The following is a 13230-nucleotide window of genomic DNA, read 5'->3' as shown; positions in this document are numbered from 1 at the left end:
ATAAATTTATCTGATACGAAAAAGGATTAATTATGACTATGCTCATTCAACCCGCTGAAAATGAAAATGACGATGTTTATGCATCTGTAGAATTATCCACTTCACTGCCAAAAAACGAATTCCCGGTTCAAGAAAGCAATCCACGTAATGTTTTTCATGCCATTCATGACGAACTGATGCTTGATGGCAATTCACGCCAGAATCTGGCGACCTTCTGCCAGACCTGGGTGGATGATGAGATTCGCCAGTTAATGGATCTCTCCATCGATAAGAACATGATTGATAAGGACGAGTACCCGCAAACCGCTGAACTGGAACAGCGCTGCGTGAATATGCTCGCCGACCTTTGGCATTCTCCAGCAGCCACCGATACGCTCGGTTGCTCAACCATCGGTTCTTCTGAAGCCGCGATGCTTGGCGGCCTGGCGCTGAAATGGCGCTGGCGCAAACGCCGTGAACTGGCCGGGAAATCTACTGATAAACCAAACATGGTGTGTGGCCCGGTACAAATCTGCTGGCACAAATTCGCCCGCTACTTTGATGTTGAGCTGCGCGAAGTGCCACTTGAAGGTAATCGCCTGATGATGACGGCTGAAGAAGCACTGAAATATGTCGATGAGAACACCATCGGTGTGGTGCCGACATTGGGTATTACCTTCACCTGCCAGTACGAACCAGTGAAAGAAATTCACGATGCGCTCGATGACCTGTTCGAGAAAACCGGGCTGGATATTCCAATACACGTGGATGCCGCAAGCGGTGGTTTCCTTGCTCCGTTCTGCGCACCGGAAATCGATTGGGACTTCCGTCTACCGCGTGTGAAATCCATTAACGCATCTGGCCACAAATTTGGTCTTGCACCACTTGGTGCCGGTTGGGTGGTATGGCGTGAAAAGCAGGACCTGCCAGAGGAGCTTATCTTTAACGTTAACTACCTCGGCGGCAATATGCCGACCTTTGCGCTGAACTTCTCGCGTCCTGGTGGGCAAATTGTCGCGCAGTATTACAACTTCTTGCGCCTGGGCCGCGAAGGCTATCGCAAAATTCACATGGCCTGTTACGAGACTGCGCAGTATCTGGCTCGAGAAATTGCCGCGATTGGTCCATTCGAGATTATTTTTGACGGCAACCACCTGAACGGTATCCCGGCGCTGACCTGGGCGCTGAAAGCCGACCATCAGAATGATGGATACACTCTGTATGACCTTGCTGACCGCTTACGTAGCCGTGGCTGGCAGGTGCCGGCTTATTCCATGCCAACACATCGTGAAGACTTAGTGGTGCAACGCATCCTGGTTCGTCACGGAATGAGTACCGACCTGGCTGAATTACTGATTGCCGATCTGAAACGCACTCTTCAGGCGTTGGAGAAAAATCCGGTTACGCATTCGCTGACTGCCGAAGAAGCGGGTGGCTTCAACCACGCATAAGACACTTTCTTATCTATCAACCAAAAACATCCGCAGGCATCAGCTTGCGGATGCGGAGAGACTTATGTCCACCACAACGACAAATTCCCCAGCAAGGTCACTGACTTTGCTTGGCTTTTTCGCGATTACTGCCTCAATGGTGATGGCGGTTTATGAATATCCAACGTTTGCCACTTCCGGTTTTAGCCTGATTTTCTTCCTGCTGATGGGCGGGGTTTTCTGGTTTATTCCCGTTGGTTTGTGCGCTGCTGAAATGGCAACCGTTGAAGGCTGGGAGGAGGGCGGTTTATTTGCCTGGGTTTCCAATACACTTGGTGAACGCTGGGGGTTTGCGGCGATTTGCTTTAGTTATTTGCAAATCGCCATCGGTTTTATTCCGATGCTCTATTTTGTGCTTGGCGCGCTCTCATACATCCTTAACTGGCCTGCGTTAAATACCGATCCGCTAGTAAAAACCATCGCCGCCCTGATTATTTTATGGGGCCTGGCGCTTACACAATTTAAAGGTACACGCTACACAGCGCGCATTGCTAAAGCGGGTTTCTTCTTTGGGATTTTATTCCCGGCAATCGTGTTGGTGGGGCTGGCTGTGGCCTGGCTTTATAACGGCCAGCCGCTGGCAATTGAAATGTCGGCTGCGACTTTCTTCCCTGATTTTTCACAAATTGGCACATTAGTGGTGTTTGTGGCGTTTGTGCTCAGTTATATGGGCGTTGAAGCTTCAGCGACTCACGTCAATGAGATGACCAACCCGGCGCGTGATTACCCACTGGCGATGATTCTGTTGGTGATTGCCGCTATTGTACTTAGCTCGATTGGCGGTCTGTCGGTCGCGGCGGTTATTCCGCATGATGAAATCAACCTCTCCGCTGGGGTGATGCAGGCATTTAGTACGTTGATTGGTTATTACGGCCCAGGTTTTGAATGGGCGGTGCGTGTCATTGCGGCATTGCTGATGTTGGGTGTGTTAGCAGAGATTGCTTCGTGGATTGTCGGCCCTTCTCGCGGCATGTTAGTGACAGCACGACAAGGTCTGCTGCCTGCGCGTTTTGCCAAAGTTAATAAAAACGGCGTACCTGTAGCGCTGGTGATCTCTCAGTTGATCATCACTTCCATTGCGCTGATTGTCCTGACCAATACTGGCGGCGGTAGCAATATGTCATTCCTCGTGGCTCTGTCACTCACCGTAGTTATCTATCTGTGCAGTTATCTGATGTTGTTCCTGGGGTATATCCAACTGGTGCGTAAGCAGCGTGACAGAAAACGTGCCTTCCAGGTTCCGGGTGGGAAACCAGTGAAACTGGCTATCGCCTGTTCAGGGTTGGTGGTGTCGGTGCTGGCGTTTATTGTGTCATTTATTCCGCCAAGTTCGCTTCCCGGTGCCCACGCCCACGATGTGTATGGCGGTCTGCTGATTGTCTGCTTTGTACTGGTGTTTATTCTGCCGTTTAACGTCTATCTGTTCCGCGATAAAACCATTAAAAGTCACGCTCCGGATCTGGTTCATGTGAAAGTCGATAATGCGCCAGAAGGGCACTTTGCCGTGCATCCGAAAGCGCGTCCTTCGCATCTTCCTAAGCCTTAAATTAAACGTCGTGCCATCCACCGCGCAAAGTGTGGATGGCGCTATCGCTATTTTTCTTTATTGAAGGATAATGGTCGATTCTGAAACGACAGTTTAATTTTGGTTAAGGGAAGAGGCGTGAGTAATAACGTTTCACGGTTTACTAATAAGAAAATCGCATGGATGGGGGCCGCTTTTTGTTGCCTGTTATGGGGTAGTGCTTACCCGGCAATTAAAAACGGCTATGAAATATTTCAGATAGCGACGGACGACCTGCCTGGCAAAATTGTCTTTGCCGGATACCGCTTTGTAATTGCTGGTTTGTTGTTGCTGGCATTTGCGTTTTTACAGGGTAAGCCGATTGCTCGTTTGTCGCGCCAGCAGTATTCCCAGTTGGCCGTATTGGGCGTCACGCAAACCGCAATTCAATACATTTTCTTCTATATTGGCCTTGCGTACACCACCGGTGTTAAAGGCTCAATTATGAATGCCACCGGTACTTTCTTTAGCGTGTTACTGGCGCATTTTATCTACCAAAACGACAAACTCAGCATCAACAAAGTCGTGGGTTGCGTGCTCGGTTTTGCCGGTGTGATGGTGGTGAACTTCAACAGCCAGTTGATGGACTTTAGCTTCAGCCTGATGGGCGATGGTTTCGTGGTGCTGGCGGCGTTTATTCTTTCTGCCGCGTCGTTGTACGGTAAGCGTATTTCGCAAACTATGGATGCGACGATTATGACCGGCTGGCAACTGGCTATTGGTGGCCTTGTGCTCACGGCTGGCGGCTATGCCTGCGGCGGTACGCTTGCGTTTCATGGTTGGGAGTCGGTGGCCATTCTGGGTTACCTGGCGTTGTTATCATCCGTGGCGTTTGCACTGTGGAGCCTGCTGCTCAAACATAACCGTGTGGGAATGATTGCACCATTTAACTTCCTGATCCCGGTATCCGGTGCGGTATTGTCGGCAATCTTCCTGCAAGAGAGCATTCTTGAGTGGCGTTATGCGCTGGCGCTTGTGCTGGTGTGCTTCGGGATTTGGCGGGTTAACGTGGTGAAATCCCGTTTAAATTAGAACCAGGCAAAATCATTAAATGCAGGCCATTATTTATCTATCTTTTACCGATAAAGGGCCTGCAAATGACCAGACTTACCGCAAAAGATTTCCCTCCTGAATTACTCGAATACTTCGATTTTTATGTACATGGCAAAATCAGCAAACGCGAGTTTCTCGATCTGGCGGGGAAATTTGTTGTTGGTGGCCTTTCGGCTGTGGCACTCGGTACATTGCTGACCCCAAATTATGCCTTTGCGACGCAAGTGGAGTTTACCGACCCAGATATTGTCGCTGAATATATCGAATACCCAAGTCCGCAGGGCCACGGCAAAGTGCGGGCCTACATGGTGCGCCCGTCAAAAGCCGTGGGCAAAGTACCGGGGGTGGTCGTGGTGCATGAAAACCGTGGGCTTAATCCCTACATCGAAGATGTGGCGCGGCGCGTTGCCAAAGCGGGTTTTATTGCATTAGCTCCTGATGGATTAAGTTCGGTTGGCGGCTATCCTGGCAATGATGAAAAAGGCCGCGAGCTACAATCCCAGGTCGACCCGACCAAACTGATGAATGATTTCTTTGCCGCGATAGAGTTTTTGATGCATCACGATGCGGTCACGGGAAAAGTGGGTATCACCGGTTTTTGTTACGGAGGAGGAGTGGCCAATGCCGCAGCGGTCGCTTACCCGGAATTAGCAGCCGCCGTACCGTTCTATGGTCGCCAGCCAAAAATTGAGGATGTACCGCGTATCAAAGCACCTTTATTGCTGCATTATGGCGAGCTCGATTCGCGCATAAATGAGGGATGGTCCGCTTATGAAGCGGCTCTGAAAGCCAATAATAAAGTCTACCAAGGTTACATCTACCCCGGCGTGAATCACGGGTTCCACAACGATTCGACACCGCGTTACGACAAAGCCGCGGCAGATCTTGCATGGACGAGAACCATTGATTGGTTCCGCAAATACTTGGTTTAAGACTGAATAATAATCCTGGCACCCAAGGCGATGCCATTTTTGCCGGTGCGTTTAATTAAGTACATCGACTCATCGGCACGAATGACTGCATTATTAAAAGTGTCATCCGCCCAGGATTCATTCACCCCAATAGATGCTCCTACTTTAGCGGCGCCATTACCTAATTCGAACGGGGTGATGGCGGCATCCAGGCAGCACCTGGCGATGTGGTTTACCTCGGAATGCTCCAGCGACCAGGGCAATAACAGGATAAATTCATCTCCCCCAATGCGGCCAATGGTGACCTCTGGCGGGCAGGATTCGTGCAGGCGCTGACTGAGTTGCAACAGCACTTCATCACCGCTGCGGTGGCCCAGCGTATCGTTAACGTTTTTGAAGTCATCGAGATCGATAAATGCTATCGAAAGTGGGCCAAGTTTTTTTAACAGATCAAACTGCGCCTGTAGCGCGTGGCGGTTGGCAAGGCCTGTGAGGGGGTCGTGATTGGCGAGTTTTGCCAGTTGCTGCTCGTACTGCTTTTCTTTGGTCATATCAATGTGGGTGCCGGTCACTTTCAGCGGTTTCCCATCATCACTCCATTGGGTCACTCGGCCCCGATCCAGCACCCATGTGATGGTGCCATTTTTCGCCTGCATGCGATGCAGTGCTTCATAAAATGGCGCTTTACCTTCGAGGTGGTTATAAAACGCGGACAGCACCATCTCTTTATCTTCAGGATGCAGGTGCTCACGCCACACATCAAAATGAGCGCTAAGTTCTTTGGGCTGAAAGCCCAGCATGGAACCCCAACGACGGTTGAAAATAACCAACTTTCCGCTTGGCACATCGAGCTGCCATAAACATAAGCCTGTCCCGTCCAGTGCTGCACTGAGCTTATTGCGAGAGTCGTGTGCAATTCTTTTGAGTCGGGCATTGTGTTTTTTAAGGTTCTGAATCTGCTGCCTGAGTATCTCTTCTGACATTGACCACAGTTATGAGCAAATAATATACATTCTTAACAGCTATTAATTACTTGTAAATATGGCGATGAAAAAATCGTGCTAATTACACAAACGTTTTGCTGTTGTAGCCATTTTTTCTCTCTCTACTGGAATGACGGACAGCAACACGCCGCATAACATTCCCGCGAGCAGAATCCACGATGTTTGAGAAAATACGCTGCCCATCACCACACATTCCAGGATGACCGCGATAACGGGAAAGCAGATAAATACCAAAGAGGTGTTAAAAGTCGAAATGCGTTTTTGCAGCGAGAAATAACACAAGATCCCGAATACGCTAGCCACGACGCCCAGGTAAAGAATCGAAGAAAAAGACAACCAGGTGATGTTTTCAATTTCCGGCCTTTCCACTACCGCGCCAGTCAATGTGAGCAGTAAACCAGCAGCCAGGCAAGGCAGGGCGTTAAATGTGAAAAGCGAAACCTGGCAACTGCGCTTCTTGCATTGCACATACATAAAAGCATGCATGGTGACGGCCGCTACGACAGCAAATGCGCCTTTCCAGTTATTACTGAGACTGTTTCTGGACTCTTCCTGCAAAAGACAAAACAGGGAAAGCATAGCCAGCATTGCGCCAATTAGCTGCAACAGGCTGGTAGGGGCATTGAGTACCACAATAGAAATCAGAAGCACGGCGACGGGCATTCCGGCGAAGATTATCGCGGCAGTGCTGGCGTTAACGTACTGTTCGCCGTAAATCACCAGCGTGAAGGGCAGGCAGAAACAAAATAGGAACACACAGAACTGGAAAAACCGGTGCCCAGGCGGAAATAACAATGATGAGCGCGTAATATGCAGCAGCCATAGCAGCAGGGGTGCTGCACTTAAAAAGCGCAGCCCGGTGGCAAATATCGGCGGCATGCTGACCAATGCAAACTTCATGGCAAGCCAGGTTGTTCCCCACGTCAGAATAACGATGGCGAAGAGAATAAACATTTTTGTTTTCTGCATGGGTGGCTCCCTTTCTTACCTTAAATTAATGATCAATATAGAGATAGTGCATCCAACTGGTCATGCGCAGCAGGATTTTGCGAATAATGGAAACGTGCTCGAAATAACCGGAATACACTGCGACCTGGCCCATGGTTCCAGCGGGTAGCCTTTGAACATCGGCAACATTTTTTAGCTCAATTTCTGCATAAATACCGTCGAGTTTCGGGTCAAGGCTCAAGCCTTGTAGATGGCCTTGCGCCTGATAGCTGCTGTTAGCGATCGCGGGGAGGATTTGCTTTACAGTGCCTTGCACGACACTGCCGGGCAGGCCATTAAATACCACTTCGGCCTGGTCGCCTGCGACTAAGCGTAGGGCGGAGTTTTGGCGGAATACGGCATAAACACTGGTTTTTTGATCCGGAACGAACACCATCACCGGGCGCAGCGGCAACGGACGCACGAACATACCGGGTTTCAGCAAAAGCTGTGTCGCGTAGCCATCGCTCGGCGCGCGAATCACGGTTTTTGCAAGGAAGTACTCTGCTTCTTTGAGGTTTGCTTTCAGCCGGTAAACCGTGGCGTTTTCACCGTTTATCATGGCATCAAGCTGTGCCGCTGTTTGATCTCTCTTTGAGAGGGAAGAGCGCCACTGTGCTTGCGCGGCCAGATACGTCTGCTGTGCGCGAACCACTTCTTGGTCGGTAAACGGGCTTTTCAGTTTGTCCCGGCTGCCGTTGCGGTAACGGTCGGCATCTTTCAAGGCTAAATCGCGCTCTGCTTTTGCCTGTGCGATATCGGCGTTTTCGGAAGCAAGGCGTGCTTTGAGCATCTCTACATTTTGCTGAGCGCTTTCTATCTCACCTTTTATTGCTTCGACTTTGGCTTCATAGGCAGTGGGGTCAACCCGAAATAGGAAATCCCCTTTTTTCATCTTTTGATTGGCATTGGCGGTCACTTCTACCACGACGCCTTGCACTTCGGGGATGATGGGTAACGTAACGGTAACCATCTGGGCTCGTTCGGTGTATGGATGGTTATAATTCATTAATAATAACAACGAGCCAATAAGAATAATGCCACCCAACACAGCGGTAGGCACACTCCATTTATTTAACGGAATTTTAAAGAATTTAAATATACCGAAGCAAATGGCGGTATATGTAAGAATGAGTAATAAATCCACAATGAATCCTGCTCAATTAGTCGGTTACTGATGACTTGCTTTGGTTTTTCTCATGCAAGGACTCCAGCCGGAGTAACCTTTCACGTAGCATTTCCATTTCATTATTTTTGACGGCAAACCCCCAGCCTCTGTCTTCACGATATAACATCGCCCAGATCCACAGGAACGGCCATAAAACATGCAAAGTAAATAGGCTTACCCATCCTGCTGCATGAATAGCATCTTGATGGGGATGATTACGATGTACTGCTATTTCATAGGGGATGTCGTGTACAACAATAACGCCATAAAAGAGCGTCAGTGCCACGAAAATAAGTGCGCCTAAGGCAAAGTAATCGAGAAACATAGATGGGTGCCCCCCGTGAGAAAATGTCTGGAGACACTAAAGATAAGGTGAGTATCGCTCCACTTTTATTTTGTTTAAAAATAAATAGAGGATAAATATTCAATTGCACAAAGCCATAATAGTGTGCAAGAGGAAAACCTGGAAATTACAATTCTTTGCATCATGGAAATAGTTGTAAGAATGTTGCTGAATATTGTTTTAGTTTTAATAAACACGGTTGTATCTATAAGCCAAACACCGCAATGTAGCGCACCCAGCCAGATCGTTGGCGTGGTATATACTTCAAGGAACCTGTGCATACAGTGAGCAATTTCAGGAAAAATAATGACTATCTCTCCTCCAACCCGCCCGGAATCCGCTATCCAGCGTCTGATTGCCATCCTCGAACCCCACGGAACACCGATGGAGGTGATTCCCCGTAAACGGATAAACTGGGAATATAAAGAGATCCCGCAATTTTATATCTTCAAGCAAGGCGAGATCTCTGTCTTGCGGGCGGCTGATGGCCTGGTTATCGCTACGGTCTCTGGCCAGAATCTGTTTGGTATTGCAGAAAGCATCCAGCCATTACGCAGCCATATTTTGCGTGTAGAAACTGAATGCACCATGCTGCGTCTTGATGCCAGCCTTGCTCATGAAATCATTACTCAGGAAGGGATGTGGAAAGATATTGCGGTGATACTCGCTTATTATACTACCCATCTTTTCTATCGCGATTCTGTGGTGGTGCAGCAACGCACCTATTCCATCATTCGAGGCCATCTTATTGAAATGAACCGCCTGCCTGAAGATTCGCGGTTGAGAACTTCCATTCTTGATTACATTCAGGAAAGAACTCACTTATCGCGCAGCAGTATTTTGAATGTAATGTTTGCGCTAAAAAACGGCGGGTACATCAATATTAAGCGTGGTGGGTATTTACTGGCGGTGATCAACTTGCCGGAGAAATTCTGAGGCAGGTTTACATTCTGGCTAATAACTAAAAGTACTGGCGAAATAATTTTCGCCCAATCTTCTTTTATTTAAAATTAAACAAAAATCAAATTCCCTCTCCCTGGGAGTCTGAATACCATCCGTCCCTGAAATATCAAAACCATAGAGTTATCTCTCTGCAGTGATTTCAAGGATTATGATGAAAAAGACTCTTATTGCGTTAATCGTATTCAACACCTTTGCAGTAACGAATGCCAATGCGGTGGCATTTCACGGTGAGGCTGGTGCCGACTGGACTAATCTTGGAATGAGTTTTGGTGCAAACGAACCGGGTTTTACCTTCAATGGTAATTGGGCGCACAACGATAATGATGGTGATATTGCCAGTCTGGGAATGGGCTGGAATATACCGCTTGGGTCTGTTTTGGTGACATTGGGTGGGAAAACACTGTACCTCAATCCGAGTGATGGTGATGAAGGTTATGCCGTAGCCGTTGGCGGTGGCGCGCAACTTCCACTTGGTGATCATTTTAGTCTGTTTGGTGATGCATATTATTCGCCTGATTCACTCTCCAGTGGGGTTGACCAGTATGGGGAAGCGAACGCAGGCATTCGCTGGAAAGTTAACCCAACGCTGTCAGTTGAAGGTGGATATCGCTATGTGGGTATGCAGGGAAAAGATGGTCATAGCGATAACATCTTAGCCGATGGGGGCTACGCTGCGGTTAATTTCAACTTCTGATCAATTTATTTTTATATGCGAAGACAATTGCCCGATAACAAATCGCGCATTAAAATTATTTTGTTGATGCATCAAGTCTCATTGATATTATCAATCCCGAGTGATTAGATATTTTTTAATGTTGTTTGTGTGCTTTATTGCGCACAATACAATGTGCCCGCCTGTCCGGCGGGTATTTTTTTATCCATAATGCAGCATTTATTTTTAAATAAAAAGATAATTGAGTACTGAGGAAAATGGTTCTATGCTGTTTATAGCCAATAAGGATGTAGGCTATGTAAGTAATAATCAAATAGTTAGTGCTCAGCAGCCACACTATGGCAACATAGTGTGGCTTTTTATTAGGTTTTGTATGGGAAATTAATTTCGCGGGCCGCAGTAAGATAGCAGTAAAACAAAACAACATCGATAATGATGTTACTTACTGAGAAATAAAGCCCAGAAAGTAATAGTATTATCTTGTGTGTGGCGAAATAAATAACCATAAGCACTGCGCCAATATTGCTCTTGATAAAAATAAGATAGGTGAGTAGTGCAATAACTAAAAACTCAACAGGAGTTTGTAGGTATTTCAATTCAACATAATTACTGTATTCATTAAATATCACCGCAAATATAGTGTACAGTAATGAAAATAACCCTGCCAGCCAACCTTGACGGTTCTGTTTTTCTTTGCGATGTAGTTTTTCACTTGATTCAATCTGGACATTTTTGGTTTTTTTCATTTGGCCAGCGTGCAGTTGCGATATAGAAATATACGAACAAATTGATTAGCGGAAGTAGTAATAAAAGTGAAACCCAGGGTTTCAGTCCGGTACGTTTGACAATAATCCATTGCAAAAATACGAATAAGAACAAAGTTATAATTTGTGTGATAAGCATTAGATACTCCATGTGACGTATAATCTTTATTATAATAATAAACTTTTAAATACAATTAATTGGTTTGTTTAAAAATAAATAACTAATGATTTCTAATGATGTTGTTACTGCGTTAATAATGTGGGCGTTCAGATGCTATTAATACACACTATGTTTAAGGGTATAGGATGAAGAAAGTATTTAAAATTGCCACATTGATTACGGCACTGGCTTTTTCAGGAATGGCTGTTGCATCTTCTGCTACAGAAACGCTGCCGCAGGATTCATTGGCGAAGCAATTAAATTTCTCACCAGAGCAAACGCAGAAGGTAAAAGCATTGCGTGAAGATACGCAAAAAGAGATCGCCAAAATTAATACCGATGCTTTAACACAAGATGCGATTGTTGATATGTTCCATTCTGGCGTCTGGGATGATAGCGCAGCGAAGAAACAACTTAATGCCATCGGTGATATTCAGAGTAAGGTGCGCTACCAGCGAGCAAAGTACCTGTTTAATGTCAGCCAGGTATTATCCACGGAACAAAAAAAGCAGTTACAGCAAATGCTGATTGAGAAGCAACTTTACTGATTATTGAGTGAACGAGAGTCGGATGGAGCATCGCTTATCCGAGCTACGGTAAGTCGTTGGTAGGTGGACTAGCGTAAGCGACATCCACCAATTTTAGTTGGCTCAGGATGTTTTCTCTTTTATTGGTTTTAAGGCTTTGCCAATCTGCACTAACCCATCTTTGTTTTGATCTTTTAGATAAGTGTTATTCAGCTCATCAAATTGTTCGAGCCGAGTCAGCGCCTGGAAAACATCATCAATACCATAGCGATTATCAAAAACATCTACACTTCTGAGGTTATCGACCCGTGCCGCTTTTATTTCTGTGGTGAGACGGGTAATCACCTCCTTATTAGAAGTATGCAAAGTTTGCAATTCTTCCGGACTGCTATTAATAGCTGGAGACATCGTGCCGGGATGGAATTCGAGGGTATTTAGGGCGTCAACCGTCTCATCACCTGGATTGGCACATCCGGCAATAACGAAAGTGAATACGAGTACGAATTTTTTTAACACGATATTTCCTTGCAGTTTGCTCACTGAATAATTCAGACGGCAACTTACCTGCAACGGTTAGGCTTAAACCACCCATAGTTTGTTTAATTTTAAATTTTTACGCCCTGCATACTGAAAACTTGCAGGGCGTGGTTGAGTACAACTGTGTCTACTTCGCCAGCTTATCTTCGGTACGTAATTCAAAGTCCGACGCATCGTGGCGTTCATGCAACTGCTCAGACGGCTCACCGAAGGTGCGGTTAACAATGCGCCCACGCTTAACCGCCGGGCGGCTTGCTACTTCATCGGCCCAGCGTACGAAGTTTTTGTACGAAGCGAGGTCGAGGAATTCAGCCGCGCTATACAGCCCGCCTTTTGCCAGGCTGCCGTACCACGGCCAAATGGCGATATCTGCAATCGTATAATCATCACCTGAAATAAAACGATGTGTCGCCAGCTGCCTGTCGAGCACGTCTAACTGGCGCTTAGTTTCCATAGCAAAGCGGTTAATTGCGTACTCAATTTTCATTGGTGCGTAATTATAGAAATGACCGAAGCCACCGCCCAGATATGGCGCTGAACCCTGTAACCAGAACAGCCAGTTCAAGGTTTCAGTGCGTGCGGCGAGATCTTTAGGCAGGAAATGGCCGAATTTCTCCGCCAGGTAGAGCAAGATTGCGCCGGATTCAAACACGCGAATCGGTGGTGTTACCGAATGGTCCATGAGTGCCGGGATTTTTGAATTCGGGTTCACGTCTACAAAGCCGCTGGAGAATTGATCCCCTTCACCGATACGAATCAGATGCGCATCGTATTCAGCTTCGCTTACACCCAGAGCCAGCAGCTCCTCAAGCAGAATAGTCACCTTCTGCCCGTTCGGTGTGCCAAGTGAATAAAGCTGCAATGGATGCTTGCCGATTGGTAGCGTGCGTTCGTGAGTTGGGCCCGCTATCGGACGGTTGATGTTAGCAAAGGTGCCGCCTTCGCCTTTTTGCCAAGTCCAAACTTTTGGCGGCTGATAGTTATTATCTGACATGTTGTGTCTGCCTTTTGATTGCCAGTGAGAGATTGAAAAGTGTAACCCCACTTTGTTTTGTTCGGTAATCGCCCGCTATTTTTTTTAACTTTCTGAGGTGTGATCTGGGGTAA

14 protein-coding genes are annotated in these 13230 nt (G+C 47.0%); 7 read left to right on the top strand and 7 right to left on the bottom strand.

Annotation, left to right across the window (positions count from 1 at the left end; all coding sequences use genetic code 11):
- The first annotated feature begins 38 nt into the window (after positions 1-38).
- From gad to yghX, 4 genes are all read left to right on the top strand, one after another.
- Positions 39-1430: a glutamate decarboxylase gene (gad, locus tag LVQ77_RS14020; RefSeq protein WP_370639854.1), complete on the top strand. Its 1392-nt coding sequence runs from the start codon at positions 39-41 to the stop codon at positions 1428-1430.
- Between the two features lie 64 nt (positions 1431-1494).
- The gene (gadC, locus tag LVQ77_RS14015) at positions 1495-3015 is read left to right on the top strand and encodes a glutamate/gamma-aminobutyrate antiporter (protein WP_232904709.1); all 1521 of its coding nucleotides are present in this window, start codon (positions 1495-1497) and stop codon (positions 3013-3015) included.
- Positions 3016-3177: 162 nt separating this feature from the next.
- Complete coding sequence (locus LVQ77_RS14010; RefSeq protein WP_051880769.1) at positions 3178-4065, top strand: DMT family transporter; 888 nt, start codon at positions 3178-3180, stop codon at positions 4063-4065.
- 65 nt (positions 4066-4130) lie between these two features.
- Complete coding sequence (yghX, locus tag LVQ77_RS14005) at positions 4131-5018, top strand: YghX family hydrolase (RefSeq protein WP_232904708.1); 888 nt, start codon at positions 4131-4133, stop codon at positions 5016-5018.
- Here the strand turns inward: yghX and LVQ77_RS14000 are convergent.
- From LVQ77_RS14000 to LVQ77_RS13985, 4 genes are all read right to left on the bottom strand, one after another.
- Positions 5015-5980, bottom strand: a complete 966-nt coding sequence (locus tag LVQ77_RS14000) for a GGDEF domain-containing protein (RefSeq protein WP_232904707.1) — start codon at positions 5978-5980, stop codon at positions 5015-5017. The genes yghX and LVQ77_RS14000 overlap by 4 nt on opposite strands.
- 78 nt (positions 5981-6058) lie before the next feature.
- Entirely contained in the window at positions 6059-6970 is a 912-nt protein-coding gene (locus LVQ77_RS13995) for a DMT family transporter (RefSeq protein WP_232865424.1), read from the bottom strand.
- Between the two features lie 25 nt (positions 6971-6995).
- On the bottom strand, positions 6996-8135 hold the full coding sequence (locus LVQ77_RS13990) for an HlyD family secretion protein (RefSeq protein ID WP_232865425.1): 1140 nt from the start codon (positions 8133-8135) through the stop codon (positions 6996-6998).
- A gap of 16 nt (positions 8136-8151) precedes the next feature.
- Positions 8152-8481, bottom strand: a complete 330-nt coding sequence (locus tag LVQ77_RS13985) for a DUF3302 domain-containing protein (protein WP_232865426.1) — start codon at positions 8479-8481, stop codon at positions 8152-8154.
- 324 nt (positions 8482-8805) lie between these two features.
- Here LVQ77_RS13985 and LVQ77_RS13980 point away from each other — a divergent pair, with 324 nt between their 5' ends.
- Together LVQ77_RS13980 and LVQ77_RS13975 are read left to right on the top strand one after the other, a co-directional pair.
- Positions 8806-9435 (top strand): helix-turn-helix domain-containing protein, encoded by a 630-nt coding sequence (locus LVQ77_RS13980; protein WP_232865427.1) that lies wholly within the window; start codon positions 8806-8808, stop codon positions 9433-9435.
- Positions 9436-9613: 178 nt separating this feature from the next.
- Positions 9614-10156: a YfaZ family outer membrane protein gene (locus LVQ77_RS13975; RefSeq protein ID WP_232865428.1), complete on the top strand. Its 543-nt coding sequence runs from the start codon at positions 9614-9616 to the stop codon at positions 10154-10156.
- Positions 10157-10497: 341 nt separating this feature from the next.
- On the opposite strand, the gene LVQ77_RS13970 is transcribed toward LVQ77_RS13975, so the two are convergent.
- Positions 10498-10881 (bottom strand): hypothetical protein, encoded by a 384-nt coding sequence (locus LVQ77_RS13970; RefSeq protein ID WP_232904706.1) that lies wholly within the window; start codon positions 10879-10881, stop codon positions 10498-10500.
- A 324-nt stretch (positions 10882-11205) separates the two neighbouring features.
- Here LVQ77_RS13970 and LVQ77_RS13965 point away from each other — a divergent pair, with 324 nt between their 5' ends.
- Complete coding sequence (locus LVQ77_RS13965) at positions 11206-11607, top strand: Spy/CpxP family protein refolding chaperone (RefSeq protein ID WP_232904705.1); 402 nt, start codon at positions 11206-11208, stop codon at positions 11605-11607.
- A 102-nt stretch (positions 11608-11709) separates the two neighbouring features.
- Here the strand turns inward: LVQ77_RS13965 and LVQ77_RS13960 are convergent, their stop codons facing one another.
- Together LVQ77_RS13960 and yghU are read right to left on the bottom strand one after the other, a co-directional pair.
- Positions 11710-12102 (bottom strand): KPN_03583 family lipoprotein, encoded by a 393-nt coding sequence (locus LVQ77_RS13960; RefSeq protein WP_232865431.1) that lies wholly within the window; start codon positions 12100-12102, stop codon positions 11710-11712.
- A 148-nt stretch (positions 12103-12250) separates the two neighbouring features.
- Positions 12251-13117: a glutathione-dependent disulfide-bond oxidoreductase gene (gene yghU / locus LVQ77_RS13955; RefSeq protein ID WP_232904704.1), complete on the bottom strand. Its 867-nt coding sequence runs from the start codon at positions 13115-13117 to the stop codon at positions 12251-12253.
- Positions 13118-13230: the final 113 nt, after the last annotated feature.

The sequence above is a fragment of the Buttiauxella cochleicola genome, from assembly GCF_021282435.1.
GTDB lineage: Bacteria > Pseudomonadota > Gammaproteobacteria > Enterobacterales > Enterobacteriaceae > Buttiauxella > Buttiauxella massiliensis.
This window is presented reverse-complemented; position numbering and strand designations above follow the sequence as displayed.

Coding starts and splice junctions, on each gene's coding strand:
- LVQ77_RS13975 (WP_232865428.1), top strand. CDS start 9,614: ATGAAAAAGACTCTTATTGCGTTAATCGTATTCAACACCTTTGCAGTA.
- LVQ77_RS13980 (WP_232865427.1), top strand. CDS start 8,806: ATGACTATCTCTCCTCCAACCCGCCCGGAATCCGCTATCCAGCGTCTG.
- gadC (WP_232904709.1), top strand. CDS start 1,495: ATGTCCACCACAACGACAAATTCCCCAGCAAGGTCACTGACTTTGCTT.
- yghU (WP_232904704.1), bottom strand. CDS start 13,117: ATGTCAGATAATAACTATCAGCCGCCAAAAGTTTGGACTTGGCAAAAA.
- LVQ77_RS13995 (WP_232865424.1), bottom strand. CDS start 6,970: ATGCAGAAAACAAAAATGTTTATTCTCTTCGCCATCGTTATTCTGACG.
- LVQ77_RS14010 (WP_051880769.1), top strand. CDS start 3,178: ATGGGGGCCGCTTTTTGTTGCCTGTTATGGGGTAGTGCTTACCCGGCA.
- LVQ77_RS14000 (WP_232904707.1), bottom strand. CDS start 5,980: ATGTCAGAAGAGATACTCAGGCAGCAGATTCAGAACCTTAAAAAACAC.
- LVQ77_RS13970 (WP_232904706.1), bottom strand. CDS start 10,881: ATGAAAAAAACCAAAAATGTCCAGATTGAATCAAGTGAAAAACTACAT.
- gad (WP_370639854.1), top strand. CDS start 39: ATGCTCATTCAACCCGCTGAAAATGAAAATGACGATGTTTATGCATCT.
- LVQ77_RS13965 (WP_232904705.1), top strand. CDS start 11,206: ATGAAGAAAGTATTTAAAATTGCCACATTGATTACGGCACTGGCTTTT.
- yghX (WP_232904708.1), top strand. CDS start 4,131: ATGACCAGACTTACCGCAAAAGATTTCCCTCCTGAATTACTCGAATAC.
- LVQ77_RS13985 (WP_232865426.1), bottom strand. CDS start 8,481: ATGTTTCTCGATTACTTTGCCTTAGGCGCACTTATTTTCGTGGCACTG.